The organism is Rhodococcus sp. 5G237, assembly GCF_053764735.1.
The window spans coordinates 1-19,536 of sequence record NZ_JBSNCD010000015.1; the positions used below are offsets into that span (position 1 = coordinate 1).

17 protein-coding genes are annotated in these 19,536 nt (G+C 62.2%); 5 read left to right on the forward strand and 12 right to left on the reverse strand.

Annotated features, from left to right (window positions below; translation table 11 throughout):
* Positions 1–359: 359 nt before the first annotated feature.
* From acs to dctP, 12 genes are all read right to left on the reverse strand, one after another.
* Positions 360–2,279, reverse strand: coding sequence for an acetate--CoA ligase (gene acs / locus ACWPOC_RS24850; protein WP_455409467.1), 1,920 nt, complete (start codon positions 2,277–2,279; stop codon positions 360–362).
* Positions 2,280–2,485: 206 nt separating this feature from the next.
* Positions 2,486–3,643: a citrate synthase 2 gene (locus ACWPOC_RS24855; protein ID WP_455409468.1), complete on the reverse strand. Its 1,158-nt coding sequence runs from the start codon at positions 3,641–3,643 to the stop codon at positions 2,486–2,488.
* Between the two features lie 41 nt (positions 3,644–3,684).
* Entirely contained in the window at positions 3,685–4,884 is a 1,200-nt protein-coding gene (locus ACWPOC_RS24860) for an acetyl-CoA C-acetyltransferase (RefSeq protein ID WP_455409469.1), read from the reverse strand.
* A gap of 296 nt (positions 4,885–5,180) precedes the next feature.
* The gene (locus ACWPOC_RS24865) at positions 5,181–5,708 is read right to left on the reverse strand and encodes a DoxX family protein (RefSeq protein ID WP_455409506.1); all 528 of its coding nucleotides are present in this window, start codon (positions 5,706–5,708) and stop codon (positions 5,181–5,183) included.
* A gap of 326 nt (positions 5,709–6,034) precedes the next feature.
* Positions 6,035–6,682: a 3,4-dihydroxy-2-butanone-4-phosphate synthase gene (locus ACWPOC_RS24870; protein ID WP_455409470.1), complete on the reverse strand. Its 648-nt coding sequence runs from the start codon at positions 6,680–6,682 to the stop codon at positions 6,035–6,037.
* 135 nt (positions 6,683–6,817) lie between these two features.
* Entirely contained in the window at positions 6,818–7,462 is a 645-nt protein-coding gene (locus ACWPOC_RS24875) for a 3-oxoacid CoA-transferase subunit B (RefSeq protein ID WP_455409471.1), read from the reverse strand.
* Positions 7,459–8,283 (reverse strand): CoA transferase subunit A, encoded by an 825-nt coding sequence (locus ACWPOC_RS24880; RefSeq protein ID WP_455409472.1) that lies wholly within the window; start codon positions 8,281–8,283, stop codon positions 7,459–7,461. The genes ACWPOC_RS24875 and ACWPOC_RS24880 overlap by 4 nt, the downstream gene beginning before the upstream one ends.
* A 244-nt stretch (positions 8,284–8,527) precedes the next feature.
* Positions 8,528–9,328 (reverse strand): acetoacetate decarboxylase family protein, encoded by an 801-nt coding sequence (locus tag ACWPOC_RS24885; RefSeq protein WP_455409473.1) that lies wholly within the window; start codon positions 9,326–9,328, stop codon positions 8,528–8,530.
* Between the two features lie 488 nt (positions 9,329–9,816).
* A complete protein-coding gene (locus ACWPOC_RS24890; RefSeq protein ID WP_455409474.1) occupies positions 9,817–10,371 on the reverse strand; it encodes a nuclear transport factor 2 family protein in 555 nt (184 codons plus the stop codon).
* Between the two features lie 83 nt (positions 10,372–10,454).
* On the reverse strand, positions 10,455–11,957 hold the full coding sequence (locus ACWPOC_RS24895; protein WP_455409475.1) for a TRAP transporter large permease: 1,503 nt from the start codon (positions 11,955–11,957) through the stop codon (positions 10,455–10,457).
* Entirely contained in the window at positions 11,950–12,501 is a 552-nt protein-coding gene (locus ACWPOC_RS24900) for a TRAP transporter small permease subunit (RefSeq protein ID WP_455409476.1), read from the reverse strand. Before ACWPOC_RS24900 ends, ACWPOC_RS24895 begins: the two co-directional genes overlap by 8 nt.
* Positions 12,494–13,582 carry a TRAP transporter substrate-binding protein DctP gene (gene dctP, locus ACWPOC_RS24905; protein ID WP_455409477.1) on the reverse strand — a complete coding sequence of 363 codons (1,089 nt, stop codon included), beginning with the start codon at positions 13,580–13,582 and terminating at the stop codon, positions 12,494–12,496. The genes ACWPOC_RS24900 and dctP overlap by 8 nt, the downstream gene beginning before the upstream one ends.
* A gap of 859 nt (positions 13,583–14,441) precedes the next feature.
* Between dctP and ACWPOC_RS24910 the strand changes: the two genes are divergently transcribed.
* The 5 genes from ACWPOC_RS24910 to ACWPOC_RS24930 all read left to right on the forward strand — a co-directional run bounded on the left by ACWPOC_RS24910 (position 14,442) and on the right by ACWPOC_RS24930 (position 19,495).
* Positions 14,442–15,788, forward strand: a complete 1,347-nt coding sequence (locus ACWPOC_RS24910; RefSeq protein ID WP_455409478.1) for an NtaA/DmoA family FMN-dependent monooxygenase — start codon at positions 14,442–14,444, stop codon at positions 15,786–15,788.
* Between the two features lie 139 nt (positions 15,789–15,927).
* A complete protein-coding gene (locus tag ACWPOC_RS24915) occupies positions 15,928–16,473 on the forward strand; it encodes a flavin reductase family protein (RefSeq protein WP_455409479.1) in 546 nt (181 codons plus the stop codon).
* A gap of 116 nt (positions 16,474–16,589) precedes the next feature.
* The gene (locus ACWPOC_RS24920; RefSeq protein WP_455409480.1) at positions 16,590–17,462 is read left to right on the forward strand and encodes an HpcH/HpaI aldolase family protein; all 873 of its coding nucleotides are present in this window, start codon (positions 16,590–16,592) and stop codon (positions 17,460–17,462) included.
* A 165-nt stretch (positions 17,463–17,627) separates the two neighbouring features.
* A complete protein-coding gene (locus tag ACWPOC_RS24925; protein WP_455409481.1) occupies positions 17,628–18,557 on the forward strand; it encodes a LysR family transcriptional regulator in 930 nt (309 codons plus the stop codon).
* A 146-nt stretch (positions 18,558–18,703) separates the two neighbouring features.
* Positions 18,704–19,495, forward strand: a complete 792-nt coding sequence (locus ACWPOC_RS24930; protein WP_455409482.1) for an HpcH/HpaI aldolase family protein — start codon at positions 18,704–18,706, stop codon at positions 19,493–19,495.
* Positions 19,496–19,536: the final 41 nt, after the last annotated feature.

Here is a 19,536-nt window from a genome sequence, read left to right on the forward strand (position 1 = left end):
CGGCTGATGCACCGTCTGGGTCGGGTCCCGCCGCTCGAGTTCGAGACTGCGTATTACGCTGCTCTCGGTGCCGACCAGTCGGCCGCACACAGGTAACCGCAGTGTGCACTAAGCCCGGGGCGGTTCATCGATCAGCCGAACACTATCGGCGCGCTGCCGGTCACCTCCGACTGCACAAGTGAGCAATTGCCACAAATGCACCGATGGTCACAAACTGTCGTTGCAGTATTAGCAGCGGCGATGGTCTATCGGAGCCTAATTGACAGACGCGCCTGGCCCACTTCTACGCCCAGATGGCCGGCGAAACCGGGGTCGAGCCGACGGGCGAGCCAACCCGCCCGACCTGCCTTCGGTCATCTTTAGATCGCGTCGAAGACCTTGGGGTCGACGAGGGTCGAGGTGTCGCCGAGCTCACGGCCTTCGGCGACGTCGCGCAGCAGGCGGCGCATGATCTTGCCCGAGCGGGTCTTCGGCAGCTCCGGCACCACGGTGATCTGGCGGGGCTTGGCGATCGGGGAGATCTCCACCGCCACGTGATCACGCAGTTCCTTGATGAGCTGCTCGCCGGTGCCCTCGACGTGCTCGCGCAGGATCACGAACGCGACGATGCCCTGACCGGTGGTCTCGTCCGCCGCGCCGACGACCGCGGCCTCGGCGACGGACGGGTGCGACACGAGCGCCGACTCGACCTCCGAGGTGGAGATGCGGTGACCGGAAACGTTCATGACGTCGTCGACACGGCCGAGCACCCACAGCGCCCCGTCGTCGTCGTAGCGGGCACCGTCGCCGGCGAAGTACCAGCCCTGATCGGCGTAGCGCGACCAGTAGGTCTCGCGGTAACGCTGATCGTCGCCCCAGATGCCGCGCAGCATCGCCGGCCACGGCTGGTCGAGCACCAGGTAGCCGTTACCGCCCGCCCCGAGCGGGGTGGCTTCGTCGTCGACGATCTTCGCCGAGATGCCGGGCAGCGGGGCCATCGCCGAGCCGGGCTTGGTGGCGGTGATGCCGGGCAGCGGCGAGATCATGATCGCGCCCGTCTCGGTCTGCCACCAGGTGTCGACGATGGGTGCCGAATCCGCGCCGATGACCTCCCGGTACCACCGCCACGCCTCCGGGTTGATCGGCTCGCCGACGCTGCCGAGCAGACGGATCGACGACAGATCGTGGGCGTCGGGGATCTCGCGACCCCACTTCATGAACGTGCGGATCAGCGTCGGGGCGGTGTAGTAGATCGACACCCCGTACTTCTCGATGATCTCGAAGTGCCGGTGCTCGTTCGGCGAGTTGGGGGTGCCCTCGTAGACGACCTGCGTGGCGCCGTTGCTCAGCGGTCCGTAGACGATGTAGCTGTGGCCGGTCACCCAGCCGATGTCGGCGGTGCACCAGTAGACATCCGTGCCCGGCTTGTGGTCGAAGACGTAGTGGTGGGTGTACGAGGCCTGGGTCAGGTAGCCCCCGGAGGTGTGGATGATGCCCTTCGGCTTACCCGTGGTGCCCGAGGTGTAGAGGATGAACAGCGGATGCTCGGCGTCGAACGGCTGCGCGGTGTGCTCCGGGGAGGCCTTCTCGACGGTCTCGTGCCACCAGAGATCGCGTCCCGAAGTCCACTCGACGTCGATGCCGGTCCGCGCGACGACCAGCACGTGCTCGATCGAGGTCGCGTCGGCGACGGCCTCGTCGGCGGCGGCCTTGAGCGGCGCGGCCTGACCGCGGCGCCACTGACCGTCGACCGTGACGAGCAGCTTGGCGCGGGCGTCGTCGATGCGCGAGCGCAGCGCCGACGACGAGAAGCCGGCGAAGACCACCGAATGGGTCAGGCCCAGGCGCGCGCACGCGAGCATGGTGACGATCGCCTCGGGGATCATCGGCATGTAGATCGCGACGCGGTCGCCGGCGACCAGGCCGAGCTCGGTGAAGGTGTTCGCGGCGCGACAGACCTCGGCGAGCAGGTCGTTGTAGGTCAGCGACCGGGTGTCGCCGGGCTCGCCTTCGAAGTGGATGGCGACCCGATCGCCGTTACCGGCCTCGACGTGCCGGTCGACGCAGTTGTAGGCGACGTTGAGCGTGCCGCCGACGAACCACTTCGCGAACGGGGCGTCGGACCAGTCGAGCACTTCCGTCCAGGGCTCTGCCCAGTCGAGTCGTTTCGCCTGCTCGTCCCAGAATCCGAGCCGATCGGCGTCGGCCGCTGCCTGCAGTTCCGGACCGGCGTTGGCGGTGGCGGTGAACTCCGGACTCGGCGGGTAGGAAACGGGCACGTTGTCATGACCGCAACTCATCTGGTCTCCAATACAGGGATAGCTCACGGGGGAATGCGTCGGCCGCTACCGACATCTGAATGATCTGGATCACATAGCCGTTCAGCGCCTACGTTTCCGATCACGGTTGCAGCCGGCAAGAAGTCCACTGGGCTGCATACCTTGGAATGGCTGAGACGAAATCTCTCTTTCCTTCTCTGAGAGGATCGGACTCGTCGACGGGTGAATCAGCGATGCGTGATCGAATCCCAGCCAACGACCTCGGACGCGGATCGCGGATCCGGGCCGGTGTAGATCGCCGCGGGACGCACCAGCTTGCCCAGACGCTTCTGCTCGAGGATGTGCGCGCACCAGCCGGCGGTCCGGCCGCACGTGAACATCGCGGGCATCATCGCTGAGGGGACTTCCGCGAAATCGAGGATCACCGCGGCCCAGAACTCGACGTTGGTCTCTATCGCCCGGTCGGGACGACGCTCGCGCAACTCGGCCAGGGCGGCCTGCTCGAGCGCGGCCGCAGCCTCGAAGCGCGGAGCGTCGAGCCGCTTCGCGGTGCTGCGAAGCACCCGGGCGCGGGGGTCCTCGGCGCGGTAGACGCGGTGACCGAAGCCCATGAGCTTCTCCTTGCGGTCGAGGATGCCCTTGACCAGTGCGCGCGGGTCACCGGTGCGCTCGGTCTCCTCGATCATCGGCAGCACGCGGGCCGGGGCGCCACCGTGCAGCGGACCGGACATCGCGCCGACCGCACCGGAGAGCGCCGCCGCCGCGTCGGCACCCGTGGAGGCGATGACCCGGGCGGTGAACGTCGAGGCGTTCATGCCGTGCTCGGCCGCCGACACCCAGTAGGCGTCGATCGCCTCGACGTGCTTGGGATCGGGATCGCCCTTCCAGCGCACCATGAAGCGTTCGGTGACGGTGGCTGCCTCGTCGATGCGCTGCTGCGGCACGGCCGCCTGGTAGATGCCGCGGGCGGACTGGGCCACATAGGACAGGGCCATCACCGCGGCGCGCGCGAGATTGTCGCGGGCGGTCGCGTCGTCGATGTCGAGCAGCGGACGGAAGCCCCAGATGGGTGCGAGCATCGCCAGACCCGCCTGGACGTCGACGCGCACGTCGCCGGTGTGGATCGGCAGGGGGAACGGCTCGGCCGGGTGCAGGCCGCGACCGAACTCGCCGTCGACGAGCAGGGCCCACACGTCGCCGAAGGTGACGCCCTTGGCGACGAGCTCTTCGATGTCGACCCCGCGATAGCGCAGTGCGCCACCGTCCTTGTCGGGCTCGGCGATGTCGCTCGTGAAGGCGACCACGCCTTCGAGTCCTGCGACGAAATCGTCCGGCACAGTCGACTTCTCGTTTGACATGCTCGCCTCGGTCACGGTTACGGTCATTGATCCCTGCTCCTCGCACTCCCCCAAGTTTCGGTCGACAGTCAGTTCTTGGGCACCCGCACGATGAGCGCGTCGCCCTGGCCGCCACCGCCGCACAGCGCGGCAGCACCGACGCCACCCCCACGGCGCTTCAGCTCGAGCGCGAGGTGCAGCACGATGCGCGCGCCCGACATGCCGAGCGGGTGACCGAGCGCGATCGCACCGCCGTTGACGTTCACCTTCTCGGGATCGATACCCAGCTCGCGGGCGGAGACGATGCCGACGGCGGCGAAGGCCTCGTTGATCTCGATCAGGTCGAGGTCGGTCGGGTCGACACCCTCACGCTCGCAGGCCTTGGCGATCGCCCGTGCCGGCTGCGACTGCAGCGTCGAGTCGGGTCCGGCGACGACGCCGTGGCGGCCGATCTCGGCGATCCAGCTCAGCCCGAGCTCGGTGGCCTTGGCCTTGCTCATCACCACGACCGCGGCGGCACCGTCGGAGATCTGCGAGGCCGAACCGGCGGTGACGGTGCCGTCCTTCGAGAAGGCCGGACGCAGCGATCCGAGCGATTCGGCGGTGGTCTCGGGGCGGATGCCCTCGTCTGCGGCGAAGACGATCGGGTCGCCCTTGCGCTGCTTGATCGACACCGGCACGACCTCGTCCTCGAACAGGCCGTCCTTCCAGGCGCGGGCGGCCCGCTGGTGCGAGGCGGCGGCGAAGGCGTCCTGCTCGGCGCGGGAGACGAACTTCTCGCCCGAGTTCGCCGACTCGGTGAGGTTGCCCATGGCCTGATCGGTGAAGATGTCGTGCAGGCCGTCGTAGGCCATGTGGTCGCGCAGCGTGACATCGCCGTACTTGAACCCGGCGCGGCTCTTCTCGAGGAGGTGCGGGGCCTGGCTCATCGACTCCTGGCCCCCGGCGACGACGATGTCGAACTCGCCCGCGCGGATCAGCTGATCCGCCATGGCGATGGCGTTGATGCCGGACAGACACACCTTGTTGATCGTCAACGCCGGAACGTTCATCGGGATACCGGCGGCGACGGCGGCCTGACGGGCCGGGATCTGCCCGGCACCGGCGGTGAGGACCTGGCCCATGATGACGTACTCGACCTGCTCGGGGGCCACACCGGCCCGCTCGAGCGCACCGGAGATCGCGACACCGCCGAGATCGGATCCGGAGAAATCCTTGAGCGAGCCCTGCAGACGCCCCATGGGCGTCCGGGCTCCGGCGACAATCACCGCACGTGTCGTCCCAGTCATCGATACTCCTCCGATTTCTCTACTTCTCATATGGGTTTATGGAACCGAACTCCGAATCGCCGAAGCCGGCTGCGGGTGCGGGTGCGTCACCACCATGCACAGATCGACACGTAGTCGGAACAGACTCATGCATCACGTCGAGTGCAGCGGCCTTGGTACCGATGTAGGCCGAAATACACGGGGCAGCATGGAGTCCCGCAGTGCAGCTTTTCCCTTGCGCGACAACTCCACTGCGACAGTACGGTTACTGGATCGGAGGTCACCGCGACAGCGACACGGCCGCGAAGTAGCCACCGTTACGACACCGTCATCGACTCGTCGCTGGCCTTCGGGATCGGCCGGTAGCACGCTCCGAGCAGAATTCCGGCCGCACACAGCCCACCGACCAATGCGATCGTGCCGGCGCCCCACCCGTCGAGCAGGTTACCTCCGAAGATCAGATGATCGAGACTCGCACTGCCCGCACCCATGATCGCGACGACGACAGCACCACCGGCCAGCACGAGGTTGTACTCCCAACCGTCCGCTGCGATGAAAAACCCTTTACCTCGATGCACGGTCCAGGCGGCCACGAACATCAACGCGACGAACCCCGCAGCAGCGAACGGGGTGAACAAGCCGAGAGCAAGGGCGATGCCCGCTCCTAGTTCAGTGAGGGCAGCAAGCCAAGCGTGTACCTTGCCGGGCCGCATGCCGATACTGTCGAACCACCCGACGGTACCGGGAATACGACCTCCGCGGAAGAGTTTCCCGTATCCATGGGCGGCCATTGTCAATCCGAGCAGTACTCGGAGTACCAACAAGCCGGTATCGATAGCGTCCATTTCAGCTCCGATTCTCAAAACGTGATTGCTCGCGGAGTTGTATCCGCTGGAATGCACGTTGATGTCGAAGAAGCCTGTCCCCGCGGACCGGCCTCACTAGCCGCCGCCGTGTTGTCGAAGCGTCCGAATTCATAATCGGACCGCCCTCAGGGAGAGGAGTGAACCAGCAACGATACCGGGCTGCGTCACGTGGCCGGTACCGACGATGGCCACCCGCCCGATCACGTGCGTCACCGGCCTTTCGAACAGTTCTGTATCCATAACTTCCTTCAAAACCCGTGCGATCCCCAGGCTCGCCGCTTGTAGCGACACCTCCGTCGTGATCGTCAACGGACGGTGATGAGTGGCAGATGATGGGTTTCGGAGAACTCCACGCATTCTGCGTGAGACATAAGTTGGGTGGGATCGTTGATCCCGACCAATTCTGCGAACAAGGCACCTGGACGCAGTTCCGTACCTGCGGTCAGGCTCAACGCAATTGCCGCCGCACTGTCCTGCATATCGGAAGCACATGGGTCGATGGCGATCGGGACGAGGTGCCCGGGTCGAGTGAGAGCTCTCGGACCGGCCCCCGGGTCGACAAGGACACGGGCAGTGGTCGCACGATCGGCGGCAGAGATACCGGTACTTGTCCCCTGCACGGCATCCACGCCTACGCACATCCGAATTTCACCTGTGTCGAACGGGTTCATCGGCGGCAACATCAACTCCTCACAGCGCCCGCGCGGAAGCGCGATCTGCACGAACCCCGACGAGTATCGGACCATGAACGCGACCGCGGCTGTCGACGCCGCATGTGCGGCGACGACGAGGAACCCGTGCCCACGAAGACCGGACACGATGACGAGTCCTCCCCCTGCGAGGTGCTCGATCGCACTATTACTCGAATGTCTTGGCTGCCCAGGCGTTCGCACCGAGTGCCGTGTCACCAACTGTGGGACGTCCGTGTCACGCTGGCTGGATGTCAACGTCATAGGAACTGCTCCTGCCGTCTCGTGTAAGCCGTCCGCGCTGGCCGGCCAGCGCAGTGAATCCGGTTCTCATATCGAGCAGTGCACGAGTCCAGAACCGAGTTCCTACACCACTACCCGGATTACATTCCGAACATGTCAGAGGTCGATGCGAGCAAAGTCGGGTTCGGTCTTCTCCCGAACCTCGTCCTCTGTCACTCCAGGCGCCAACTCGACCAAGGCCAAACCACCTCCATCCGGGAGGACATCGATCACAGCAAGGTCTGTGATGATCCGCTGGACGACTCTGCGCCCGGTATAAGGCAACGAGCACTCGTCGACGATCTTGTAAGATCCGTCGTAGGCCACGTGTTCCATCAGTACGATGAGCCGCTTTGCCCCGTGGACCAAGTCCATCGCGCCACCCATTCCCTTGACCATTTTCCCGGGAATCATCCAGTTCGCGATGTCACCTGCGGCGGAAACCTGCATTGCTCCAAGAATCGCCGCGTCGATCTTGCCGCCGCGGATCATGCCGAACGACATGGCGGAGTCGAAGATGGAGGCTCCGTCTCGAAGCGTGACGGTTTCCTTGCCTGCGTTGATCAGATCCGCGTCCTCGTCACCTTCGAAGGGGTAAGGGCCCGTACCCAGTACTCCGTTCTCCGATTGCAGCACCAACTCCATGTAGTCGGGAACATAGCTGGGTACCAGTGTCGGGAGTCCGATTCCCAGGTTCACATACGAACCGTCACTCAGCTCCGAGGCAGCTCGCGCTGCCATCTCTCCTCGTGACCAGCTCATGCCTGCACCACTTTCCTCTTCGAGTCATTGTGCGTCGATGCCGAGGAAACACTGCGCTCGCGCACCATCCGCTTCTCAATCCGTTTGTCCGCAGCCTCTTCCGGGGAGAGCGCAACCACGCGGTGCACGTACACCCCAGGCGTGTGCACATCGTTCGGCGCAATTTCCCCGGGTTCCACCAAGAGCTCGACTTCTGCGATGGTGATCCTGCCGCACATCGCAGCCAGAGGGTTGAAATTGCGCGCCGAATCCCTGAAGACAAGGTTGCCGTGTGGGTCGCCCTTCCAGGCTCGGACCAGCGAGAAATCCGATACGAGGGCTTCCTCCAGAACGAAGTCCTTCACGCCATCACCCATGTCGAAAGACCGGACCGATTTCGGAGGGGACGCAATTGCCACATTGCCGTCCTTGTCGTACCGCCACGGCAGCCCCCCTTCCGCAACCTGGGTACCGACCCCGGTCTGCGTGTAGAAGCCGGCGATCCCCGACCCACCGGCACGCATTCGCTCCGCGAGTGTCCCTTGAGGCGTAAGTTCCACCTCGAGTTCTCCGGCGAGATACTGGCGAGCGAACTCTTTGTTCTCCCCGACATATGAAGCAACCATTCGGCGCAGGCGACCCGCGGCCAGCAAAAGGCCCAGTCCCCCGTCGTCAACGCCGGCATTGTTGGAATAGACCTCCAGGTCGCAAGTCCCTTTCTCCAGCAATGCGGCGATAAGGACCGACGGGATTCCACATAGTCCGAACCCACCTACCGCGATAGTTGCGCCGTCATTGATGTCCGCGACAGCTTCATCCGCGGAATCCATAACCTTGTTCATCGTCTTAACTCCATCAGGTGATCGACCCGGTGCCGGCATTCGGATCCGCGAACCGTTGACCTGCGATCCACAGGATCGTTGCCCGTCAATATTTCTCGCAAAAATAGGACGGGATCGACTGGCAGGGGCGATGTTCGGATTGTTCTACCAGTTCCTGATCTGAGAGCCACAGAAACAGTGCGAAATAGATACTCGCTCCGGCAGATCAGGCACGCTATTGCGGACTACGTCTGGTTCGCATCTACTAGGTCAGCCGACGCGTAGCAGCTCTGTTCAGGGTGATGTCTACCGCATGGCTCGCAACTGCGCGACCTACCCGAAGAATCGGGATCTCGGCGAGGCGGTTCGCAATGCGACCGGACACGGGCGCTTCGGCGAAACTTGGGGTGAAGAACTTGATCTCCGCATTTCCCCGCCACACTCTGTCGTATCGTGCCCCCTGCGTAAGAATTGTCGGATAATCCGCATCGGGAACCGGTTCCTCGTCAGCAGTGGGAGTCGCAGTAATATGCTTCCACCCGAGCCAATGGTAGGTACTCGAAGCGTTGTTCACACGTTCCAAGTACTCATTCGACGTAGGCTCCATATTCGAAAAGTTGATGGACAACAGATCTGTTCCATATTCGCTGCATACAACCTCGAAGGATTCCTCACCGACCGAAGCAGAGGGTATGTCCGCGTAGACCTTCGGTACGCCCAGATATTCCCGTCCGGCGACCACCGAGTTCGAATCATCCTCCCACACAACGAGGCTGAACGGGCCCTGAACGGTTTCCTTCTTGCCGCGGAAGATGGCGTCGATGTGTACCGCAACGAGGCTGTAGCCGCGTCCGGCCAACCAATCCAGATTGGAAAGCCTTGCGTAACTGATCATTACTGTCGGAGTGTCCGTCAGTTGATAGAAGGACGGAAGGAGATCGGCAACGGCATCCTTGCTCGTCTCGAAAGTCACTCTCGCGGACCATCCGGTCGCTCCGGTCGAGACCGGCGGCATCTGCGATGCCCCGAAACTTGCTGGCATGTCCAGGCGATTCTCGTAGGTCATCTTTGCCTCCTTCAGACAGTGCGACTCTTCGACCGACTCCAGATCGAGTCACCGCTGTCGGCTCTGGGCCCAATACTGCACAAGTACCACGACACAGTCAAGGCTGACTGTGCATTTTCGTAGGAATACTCGTGCGGACCCTTGCGCGTCCAGGTGAGGTCGAGCCCGTGGGTTCACGACCTCACCGGCAACGAGACGCAGTACACCCACGAAAACCAGCTTCCGCTCAGCACCGCAGTCAGGAAAGGGAGCGCCGCGGGGTCACCCCTACTGGGGGTGACCTACGAGCACAACCGTGAGGAGCTGCGGGCGTATCGCAACAGCGCGAAGAGCAGTCACCCGCGGTCCGGGGACGCTGCGAAACGTCGACGCCATTCCGAGACAAGGGCTTCAGATAAAATACGGACCAGTACACACTGCCGGGAAAACTGGGATGGATGACCGATGAACATGATGAACGCCGGAGGGAAGATCGAGGCCGGTGTGGATCACCCTCGCTCGAGTCCCGCCGTTCCGAGAGGACCTGCGTATACCGGATCCAGCCGGTCCCGCCGGGCCAACACAAATCTGTCGCCTACCGGCTCGTTCATCTCCCTGAGATCCCGGAAGGTCTTCACCACGACTCTTCGGGCGATACGCCAATCACCGTCCCGGCGTTCGAAACGGTCGATGTAACGACCGACCGAGGTCATCAGACGTCGCGGTTGCCCAGGACCCGCCTTGAGGACATGCATACCCGTGTAATACGTCTCGGTCATGGCCACGTCACCCTCCAATTCGATCTGGGTGCTGCCGAGCACATGCGAGACGCTGTCGAAAGTCTCTTCCATTTTCTGCATGGCAAATTCTGCAAACTCCACGACCGTACCCACGAACGACCCGTGGTCGTCGATTGCATCCGGGTGGTAAAGGGAGAGCAGAAGTTCACGATCGCCCCGGTCCACGGCCCGGCAGTACAACGCGAGCACGTTCCGGATCGCTTCGCGGTCACAGTGGGCATTCCAATCGACACCAGATCCCGACCGAGACAGTTCTGCGCCCATAGCTCCTTCTCAGCGTTTCGTCCGGCATTCGGAGCATCATGCGAGCTCCGAGAGGAGTACATCCGGTTCTCTCCAGGGTGTTGTCACTCGGTCGAGGCCGATAAACCAGGCAACCAGACAACCAAATCGGGCCAGAGGATGATCAATAGCACGACGCCCAGCACAGCCAGGACGAATGGCATGATCCCCTTATAGACGTCCACCAGCGTGATCCGCCGACCGAGGTTCACCTTCGGATCCTGGGCCAGCCGGTGGATCACGAAGACGAGCATTCCGATCGGCGGGAAGACCATACCGATCTCACACATGATGATGATGAAGACGCCGAACCACAGCATATCGATGCCGACAGCCTCCAACGGCGCCTGCAAGAGCGGAACCGTGAGCAGAATCATGGGCGTGGACTCGAGGAACATGCCGAGAACGATGTACACGACCACAAGGATCAACAGAAGCTGCACACGTCCGAGGTCGAGACCCACCAGATAACTGGTGAGCGCTTGAGCAAGGCCACTCAGGGTGATGATCCGGCCGATCAGGAGTGCACCGATCAGCACGAGGAACAGACTGGCGACCGAGGCCACTGCGTCCACCGCGCTGTCCTTCACGAATGACGCCAAGCTCCGCACGCCACGCTTACCGGAGCCCAGGCTCAGCCATCCGAACAGGAGAGCCACCAATGCGCCGACGGCAGCCGATTCCGTGGCGGTGAAGATCCCTGAGATGATCCCACCGAGCACGACGACCGCGACGGTCACGAGCGGGATCAGGCCGCCGAGAGATCGGAGCCGGTCCCCAAGGGTGACACCTTCCATGCTCGCCCGTGGCGCCATGGAGGGCCGTACCATCGCCCAGACAAAAATGGTCACCGAGAATGCCAGGGCGAGTAGCACACCGGGCACGATCCCGGCAACAAGCTGCGGACCGACAGGCACCTGCGCGACCCCGGCATAGATGATGAGCAGGATACTCGGGGGGATGACCTGTCCTAGCGTGCCCGCCATGGCGACCGTTGCCGTCGCGATTTTCGGCGAGTAGCCGATCTTGAGCATCTCCGGAATCGCCATGCGGCCGAGTGCGAACGAGATGCCGATCGTGCTGCCGCTCGTCGCTGCCAGGCCGGCGCCGGCGGCATTGGTCGCGATCGCGGGCCCCCCAGGCAACCGACCGAACCAAAGGTACATGCTGGCAAACGCCTTCGCCGTCATACCGCTGCGCCACATCGCAACGCCCATGAGAGCGAACAGGGGGATGACGCTCAGGCTCCAGCTGGCCACCCCGTCGAAGACGAGTTCCTGCAACGACGAAGTCGCCATTCGGTGACCGCGGAGGCTGAACAACCCGACGACCGCTGCCAGGATCATCGCTACGCCCACCGGAATACCGATGAACATGATGTTGACCAGCAATATGATCGTGAGAATGCCGACGGTCAGTCGATCCAGGTCTGCGAACAGCATGACTCCGGCAATGCCTACCGCCGCCATCCCGAAGACGAGTCCGAACCAATTCAGGGCGCTCGCTATTTTCTTCGGCGGCTTCGGTGGCGCGGTGTCGATGTCAACCGGATCCAACGTGCTAGTCATCAATAGGCTCCTTCTCCGTGGCGCGCATTCCGAACAACTCACACAGCCGCGCGCCCGCGCAGATCAACAGCAGCGTCACGCCTATGGCGACCAGGAAACGGCCAGGCCAAATCGGAACATTCGTCACGGCTGTCTTCTCACCGATTTCGAATGCGGCAAACGCTCGTTCCCAGCACAACACCGTCACCCAGGCCATCAGACCTCCGACAACGATTGCGCCCACGATGTCGGCAACCTTCGCACCGACCGGGCTCAGCGCGTCCGTGAGGACGGTTACCCGGATCTGCTCACTGCGGAGCTCGGTACTGCCCAATGCCAATAGCGCGAGCCCTGGCATCCAGAGGTACTGGACCATGTCGAGGGTCGCAGGCAGCGGGTCGCCGGCTACGCGCGCCAGAATGTCGATAATGATATTGAAGCCCATAAGCCCGACCAGCACACCAGCGAGGCCGACACCTCCCGCTGCAATCCTGTCGACCAACCGAAGGACGACCGGACGACGGTGTATGTCGTCGGGCTTCCCAAGGGCGACTTGGCTACTCATCGTCAGACCGGCCCGTCGAAACAGCTTCCAGAATCAATTCCTGGTAGCCGTCCCAGTCCACCTGCTCGGTTCCGGCTACGAACGAGGAGGCCACTGCGTCGGGAGAATAGTCGTCGTCGATGGCTACGCCGAGGTCCTCGAGTGCGGCAGAATTTCGCTCGATCGAGTCCACGTACCACTGAAGCAGACCTTCCGCGTCATCGACGCCTGCAGGTGCATCGGACACCATCTCTTCCAGCCTCCGCTCCTGCTGAGCGTAGAGAAGGTCGAGGAATGGCTGCATGTCCGCGATTGCGACGTTGTTCTTCTCGAGGGTCTCGATCACGGTGGCCCGCTGCTCGACAGCGAGCTTCGGTGTCTCGGTCGAGAATATGGCAGCAGCGTCTCGAATAATTTCTTGGGCTTCAGCCGGAAGGCTCTCCCAGATCTCCTGATTGATCACCAGGCCGGCGCCGGTGTTCACCGACATCGGCAGAGGCAGGTAAGTGTCGGCGACTTCGAAGAGACCGGCCTGGAGGAGGAACGTAGTGGATACCACCGCACAATCGATAACTCCACGCTGCAGAGCCTCGTACAACTCTCCCGAGGGTATGGACACCGGTGAAATACCGAGTGCCTTCGCCTCGCCGTTCCATGGCTCCCCGGGAACACGCGCGGAAGCGCCCTGGAGATCCTCAGGCGTCGTTACCGGTCGCGAGCAGATCATCTCGTTACTGCTCGCTGAGTTCATCGCGAGCGGAACGAGGCCGTGACTCGTAAATTCCTGGAGGAAAGGCAAATCCTCATCGAGATACATCTCGATGTGGGTCGGCACGCCGACCAGGTTGCTCGCCGGGTAGCTGTCCGGCGGCACTGCCCCGGCACCTGAGAACCAGTTCGCTATCGGCATCTCGGTGGGCGCCGACGCGATCGCCAACCGTCCCATGTCGGCAACCCCGTCGCGAATACCGGAGGCCATCTGGGGGGCGTCCAACAGCGCCTGCGACCAGTAGGGCGTAATGGTGATCTTGCCCCCGGACTCGCTTTGCACGTAATCGATCATCGCCTGGGCCGCTTTGCCGTCCGGGGAATCGGGCGACACGAGGTCAGCGTAGTTGAGAGTGATCGGTTCCATGGACGCGAGATCGCCCGAGCCCGCTGCCCCACTCCCACCGCCACCCGAGCACCCCGTGAGCGCCAAGATCAAGATACTCCCGGCGGCAACTGCTGCCGTCTTCCTACTGCGCATGTTTACTCTCTCTACGGTCGGATCCGAATCAAATTCGAACTTGGACAGGAGAAACAACGGCGAACGAAATCTTTTGCCGATGGCGCCTATTCACGCCAAGCAAGGTGTGATGTCGTTCAGCCAGGAAAGCCGAACCCGTTCTGACGTGACGTCCGTCACGAAGAACGTACGGGACAAAATAACTCCAGTCAACACTGACCGGACCTTCGTCCGATCACACGACCCGAGACCCTCAACTGCAGTGCTGACAGCTCGGCAAACTGTATTTTCCACGCGCCCAATACATTCGACGTGGGAGAACCGAAGGGGCAGATCAACTGCCATCAGCTCGTCTGCGGTCGGTAACAACCACTCCGACCACCTGTGGCTCGCAATCGCGATTGCGAACTCGTGTTTGTATCCCTCGACCACGCTCTCGTAGTGTGATCAGTTTCGGCCACATCGAGCGACTGCGACGCGAAACCTCGGGGAACATCCCGTCGCCAGCGGTGGTCCGTTGTGCCCCCCCCCCCCCCCCGATTTTCTGGTGCGACTCCCCCGTCCAGCGCCCGGGTGCGGCGACGGGTCCACGGACTTTGCTCTCGCAGCCCGTGCGGGGCCACGAATCCATGCATTGCGTGCAACTATCAAGCCTGCATATGCATTGGTCAGATTCGTGACTGAAATGCACAATGAGTTTTCCGACACATATACGTACGAAAGGGGCCGCTGTATGTCTGTTCGTAGCGACCACATAACTCTTGCCGCGTTCGCGTCCGCATCGTCGACGCACGGATCGATCGGCGCATGGACCCACCCGCGGACCGATCCGCGAATACTCACTGCGGACTACTACATCAACCTGGCGCGTACGTTGGACCGTGGCGGCTTCGACATCCTCTTCTTCGATGATCGTCTCGCGATGCCTGCGGCATTTGGTGATTCGCCCGCAGAGGCGGCCATGAAGGGATCTCGTGCGGTAAAACTCGATCTCATCTCGGTCCTCTCACTCGTGGCCTCACACACGTCACGAATCGGCCTCGGGGCCACGTACTCGACGACTTACCACGCGCCGTACCATGTCGCCCGCGCCTTCGCCACGCTGGACCATCTGTCCGCCGGCCGCGCAATCTGGAATATCGTCACATCGCTCAACAGCAATGAGGCGGAGAACTTCGGCACCGAATACCTGGACTCCAGCACTCGCTACGACCGCGCCGACGAATTCCTCGAGATCGTCACCGGGCTGTGGGAGACATGGGAGCGCGACGCTCTGCAGATGGACCGCTCGACCGGTGTGTTCGCCGATCCCACCAAGGTGCATGAGCTCGGATACAACGGGAAATGGCTCTCGTCTCGTGGCCCGCTCACCGTCCCGCAGCCCCCGCAGGGCTGGCCGATCCTCCTGCAGGCAGGCCAATCGGGGCGGGGTATGGAGTTTGCAGGACGATGGGCAGACCTCACCTTTACGTCGCCAAGGAACATCGAGAAGGCTCGAGCACACTACTCGTCGCAAGCGCAGCTAGCAGCGCAGGCGGGCCGCCCGGAGGGGGATGTCAAAATTCTTCCCGCGGTGCAAGTCATTGTGGCCGAGGACAACGAGACCGCCGTCGCACGAGCGCGTTACTTCGACCGGTTGGCTACCCCCGAGGAAGAACTGATCTTCTTGTCGGAACAAGCGAACTTCGACTTCAGCAAGTTGCCGATGGATTCCCCCCTGCCCCCCGATCTCCTGGATTCGATCGAAGGTGCGCGCGGCAACGTCGCCAAGGCCGTCGAGGCCGCACAAGCAACGTACGGACCCGATGCCACACTGCGCGAGCTGGCACACGGGCCGATGCGAAGCACTCTGGTTCGCTTCGTCGGCGACCCCAATAGTGTCGCCGATCAGATGGCCGAGTGGTTCGAGACGAGAGCCTGCGATGGATTCTCGATCGTCCCCGCCGACACCCCGGGGTCGTTCGAAGACTTCGCCCGCCTCGTCATTCCTGAACTCCGCCGCCGCGAGCTGATGCCCGAACTCGATGAAGCACCCACGCTTCGACAGCGCCTCGGACTTCGCGACCGCGCCTCCAGGTAAATCCGCCTCGCTCCGATCGTCCCATGGGAAACCAAGCGAACCCGTCGTCGGAACCGCACGACGGACGCAAATTTCGGTCCGGTTTCGTCAACTCCATGACCGTCCTGTTCCAGCCATCCAGTTAGGAAGGCAGTCAGCAATGTTGCAAAGTACGCGTGCTCCTCGGTCCCCCAGTTCCGACCGCCGGCCGTCGCCGGAGAAGTTCAAAGCGGTTTTCAGTGCCCATCCGGCGGGCGTCGCGGTCATAACGGCCGATGCGGGAGAAGGACCAGTGGCCCTCACCGCCACGTCCGTGTTCTCGGTAAGTACCGATCCACCACTCCTCGGGTTCTCGCTATCGATGCAGTCGTCCAGCACTCCGACCATTCGAAATGCTGAATCGGTTGTGGTGCATCTCCTCGGCGCCGACGAACTCGCGCTTGCAAAGCTCGGCGCTACGAGTGGGATAGACCGATTCGAAGACGAGTCGATCTGGACGCGTCTCGCAGGTGGAGAGCCGCTGTTTACCGAGGCCCCACGGTGGATACGCGGCTCGATCATCGACTCGATGGAAGCCGGACTCTCTTACGTTGTCCTGGTTCGGGCCGAAGAAATAGTCGATGACGATTCGGGTATGTCGCGAGCCCCTCTCGTCTACCACGATCATAGTTGGCACAGACTCTCGGAATCATCCCGACTTCACTAGTTCGCTGGTCGCGGAGAAGAGTTCGAAGTTCTGTATCTGTCCCGATCTGGGCCCTCGAGATCTGTGGTCTTACAGCTCTCGTAACCAGTCTCGGTCGAACAAGGAGTAGGTGAGCAATGAAAAACGCCGCATTCATTCCCAGGAACGGATCGGGAACTCGATCGCGCTTCCGGGAAATCATCCGGGAGGGCCGTAAGCCGATCGGCACTTTTGTGATGTCCTCGGACCCCAATGTAACGCTGGTGCACGGACACGCAGGGTATGACTGGGTACTCATCGATTGTGAGCACGGCATCATCGGGATGGAGTCGGTCCGATCGCACCTACTAGCCGCTGCCGCAACCGGCTTGGTACCGATTGTGCGAGTGCTGGAGAACAATCCCACCCTGATCCAGCAGGCTCTCGATGCGGGGGCAGGCGGCATCGTGATCCCGAAGGTGAGCAGCGCTGACGACGTACGCCGTGCGGTTGCAGCCAGTAGGTATGAAGTCGGGGGGAGGGGTACGTGCTCGGCCATAGCTCCCACGGGCTTCACGCGCGTCGACTGGCCGGCCTTCCAGGACAGGGCAAACCAGGAAACGGTAGTCATCCCGCTGATCGAGAGTCGGGCGGGTCTCTCGAATATCGACGAGATCCTTGATGTCGACGGTATCGACCACGTCTTCTTCGGACCCTCTGATCTCGCACAGGACTTGGGCATCGATATGCTCGAAGATGCCGCTGAACTGATCGGGCTTTGGGAGACTGTGGTGGACGCCGCCCATTCGCGCGGTGTTCTCGCCGGCGCACCGCTCGGATTCGGTTTCGATCAACGGGCCGATTTCGGGACCGTCGGGAGCGACCTGAACACGCTTCGCTCAGCCGCGGAGTCAGCGCTCGATGAATTTCGCAAGCGAGAGGTGAGGATGGACCAAACGGCAGGACCCGTTGACAATCTCGCCCCCACGGCCGGGAGCGGGATCAACCGGGACGCCCCCGTGTCGCCGTGATCTACCCTTTCGGATCGGACTGGGGATAGATTCCCGACCTGTGCACTCGACGTCGGCTCTAGATCCAGAAACTACGTGGACGAAGCGACGTGTGTCCTGTGAACCCCAGGGACGGACATACGCTGGTTCCGGCACATACGAACTTCATTCAAGGGGTGAAACACGATGCTCGATCTCCAACGGATGAAGCACGCGATCGCAGTCGCCAACGCCGGTCAATACAGCGAGGCGGCAAACATCATCCCGATGTCTCAATCCGCCTTGAGTCGTAGCATTCAGACTCTTGAGCGGCAATATGGGATTCGTATCTTCGAGCGTGGACGGTCGGGGGCCGTCCTGACTCCTGACGGTGCAAAGTTCATCTCGTATGCCGAGGATCTGGTGCGGCATGCGGAAGCTGCCGAGCGGGATCTACAGCTCCTCGCGAAGGGGACACACGTACCCACGAGATTTGGTCTCGGCCCCGTGTCGGCCTCAGCGTTCCTGCCCACTCTGCTCCGGAAAATAATGAGCAGACCCGAGGCACCCACGGTCCGAGTGGTGGTGGGCTCCAACGCGACTCTTCGCCACCTGCTTCGCAGCGCCGAGATCGAGTTCTATCTGGGCGGGCTGCCACTTCCTTCCGAAAGCGATCGTTTGGGTCCGGGCTATGCCGTCCGACAGGTAGCCGGACCGGCCAGGGTCGTCTTGCTTGTACGGGACGGCCACCCACTGCTCGACGGACCCTTGACGCGGGACCGGCTGGCCACGTACCCCGTGCTGGCGGGTTCATTCGTTCGACAGGTATTCCCGATCGCAGAGCTCGCTGATCTCGGAATCCGAGAACCGACGATCGAGTTGGACAACTACGAAATTCTGGCCGACCTGACGCGCGACAGTGACGCCATACTGATCGGCGGCGCCGCATTCGCTGAGGGCGATCGACTCGGATTGCGGGGCCTCTCCATCGATATCTCCGGCAAATCGCAGTCTTTCTCCGTGATCGCGCATTCTACCGAACGGCGCCTCACTCCGCTCGCTGCAGAATTGATAGAGGACCTCATTTCTATGACCGATACCGGCCGAGAATGGGTGCGCGATGTTCCACCCATCTGACAACCGCACTCGGTCGCGGACGCGGACGCAACAGTGCCAAAGTCTTGCATCCGCAGCAATTAGCTATTCCTAGAACAAGTCGGCGAGTTCAATTTATATAAATAGCCAACTCCGCCACGCACCACGCACCTCGGGAGATACACAGAATGAAGCCCGTTCTCAAACGCAGACTGCAAAGCGGCGAAGCCGTTTTCGGTGCTCTGCAGAACATTTTTGCTCCACCTGTAACCGAAGCCATCGCGCGGGCAGGTGTCGACTTCATCTTGTTCGATCTCGAGCATGCCGGATACGCAACGAGCGAACTTGATTCTTGCATCCTGACTGCCTACGGCTATGACGTCCCTGCGCTGGTCCGCCCGCGGGAAATCAATCATTCCCTCATCGAACAAGCACTGGAAGCGGGGGCTCAAGGAGTCGTGCTTCCGACCGTGGAGACACGGGAACAATGCGAACTGATCGTTCAAGCATGCAAGTACGGACCCTGGGGGGCAAGGGGATTCGACCCGACATACCCAGTCTCACGGTGGATGGACCACTACAATGTCGATACGTACCTGGCTGATGCAAACCGAGACACTCTGGTGATCATCCTTGTAGAGACGCCCATGGGCTTCGCCAATTTGCCCGAGATGCTCGAAGTAGACGGAATCGACGGTGTGATGTTGGGCGCAGCCGATCTTACCGTCAGAATGGGCAAGCCTATCGGCGGAACTATGGGAGGGCTGACCGGCGACGAGGAGGTCACCGAAATTCTCAGACGTGCCAGAAAGCAGACCATCGACGCGGGGAAGATCTGCCTGGCTGTCGCGCGCCGAGATACGGTGCGTGACAGCTACGACGAGGGGGCACGGATGTTCATATCCCCGACGATGGACGGTTTCGTGCTTTTCGATTACTACAGCGAGGCAGTGAGATACGGGCGATCCAGCATTAGCTGAAAATAGCTGGCTCTTCGGTTCGGCGCCCCGTGAAAGGGTCC

What these genes read in the sequence shown, in the direction of transcription:
- ACWPOC_RS24930 (WP_455409482.1), top strand. Translation starts at nt 18,704, where the DNA reads ATGAAGCCCGTTCTCAAACGCAGACTGCAAAGCGGCGAAGCCGTTTTC.
- ACWPOC_RS24920 (WP_455409480.1), top strand. Translation starts at nt 16,590, where the DNA reads ATGAAAAACGCCGCATTCATTCCCAGGAACGGATCGGGAACTCGATCG.
- ACWPOC_RS24885 (WP_455409473.1), bottom strand. Translation starts at nt 9,328, where the DNA reads ATGACCTACGAGAATCGCCTGGACATGCCAGCAAGTTTCGGGGCATCG.
- ACWPOC_RS24855 (WP_455409468.1), bottom strand. Translation starts at nt 3,643, where the DNA reads ATGACCGTAACCGTGACCGAGGCGAGCATGTCAAACGAGAAGTCGACT.
- ACWPOC_RS24860 (WP_455409469.1), bottom strand. Translation starts at nt 4,884, where the DNA reads ATGACTGGGACGACACGTGCGGTGATTGTCGCCGGAGCCCGGACGCCC.
- ACWPOC_RS24870 (WP_455409470.1), bottom strand. Translation starts at nt 6,682, where the DNA reads ATGACGTTGACATCCAGCCAGCGTGACACGGACGTCCCACAGTTGGTG.
- ACWPOC_RS24880 (WP_455409472.1), bottom strand. Translation starts at nt 8,283, where the DNA reads ATGAACAAGGTTATGGATTCCGCGGATGAAGCTGTCGCGGACATCAAT.
- ACWPOC_RS24910 (WP_455409478.1), top strand. Translation starts at nt 14,442, where the DNA reads ATGTCTGTTCGTAGCGACCACATAACTCTTGCCGCGTTCGCGTCCGCA.
- ACWPOC_RS24890 (WP_455409474.1), bottom strand. Translation starts at nt 10,371, where the DNA reads ATGGGCGCAGAACTGTCTCGGTCGGGATCTGGTGTCGATTGGAATGCC.
- ACWPOC_RS24895 (WP_455409475.1), bottom strand. Translation starts at nt 11,957, where the DNA reads ATGACTAGCACGTTGGATCCGGTTGACATCGACACCGCGCCACCGAAG.
- ACWPOC_RS24900 (WP_455409476.1), bottom strand. Translation starts at nt 12,501, where the DNA reads ATGAGTAGCCAAGTCGCCCTTGGGAAGCCCGACGACATACACCGTCGT.
- ACWPOC_RS24915 (WP_455409479.1), top strand. Translation starts at nt 15,928, where the DNA reads ATGTTGCAAAGTACGCGTGCTCCTCGGTCCCCCAGTTCCGACCGCCGG.
- acs (WP_455409467.1), bottom strand. Translation starts at nt 2,279, where the DNA reads ATGAGTTGCGGTCATGACAACGTGCCCGTTTCCTACCCGCCGAGTCCG.
- ACWPOC_RS24875 (WP_455409471.1), bottom strand. Translation starts at nt 7,462, where the DNA reads ATGAGCTGGTCACGAGGAGAGATGGCAGCGCGAGCTGCCTCGGAGCTG.
- ACWPOC_RS24865 (WP_455409506.1), bottom strand. Translation starts at nt 5,708, where the DNA reads ATGGACGCTATCGATACCGGCTTGTTGGTACTCCGAGTACTGCTCGGA.
- ACWPOC_RS24925 (WP_455409481.1), top strand. Translation starts at nt 17,628, where the DNA reads ATGCTCGATCTCCAACGGATGAAGCACGCGATCGCAGTCGCCAACGCC.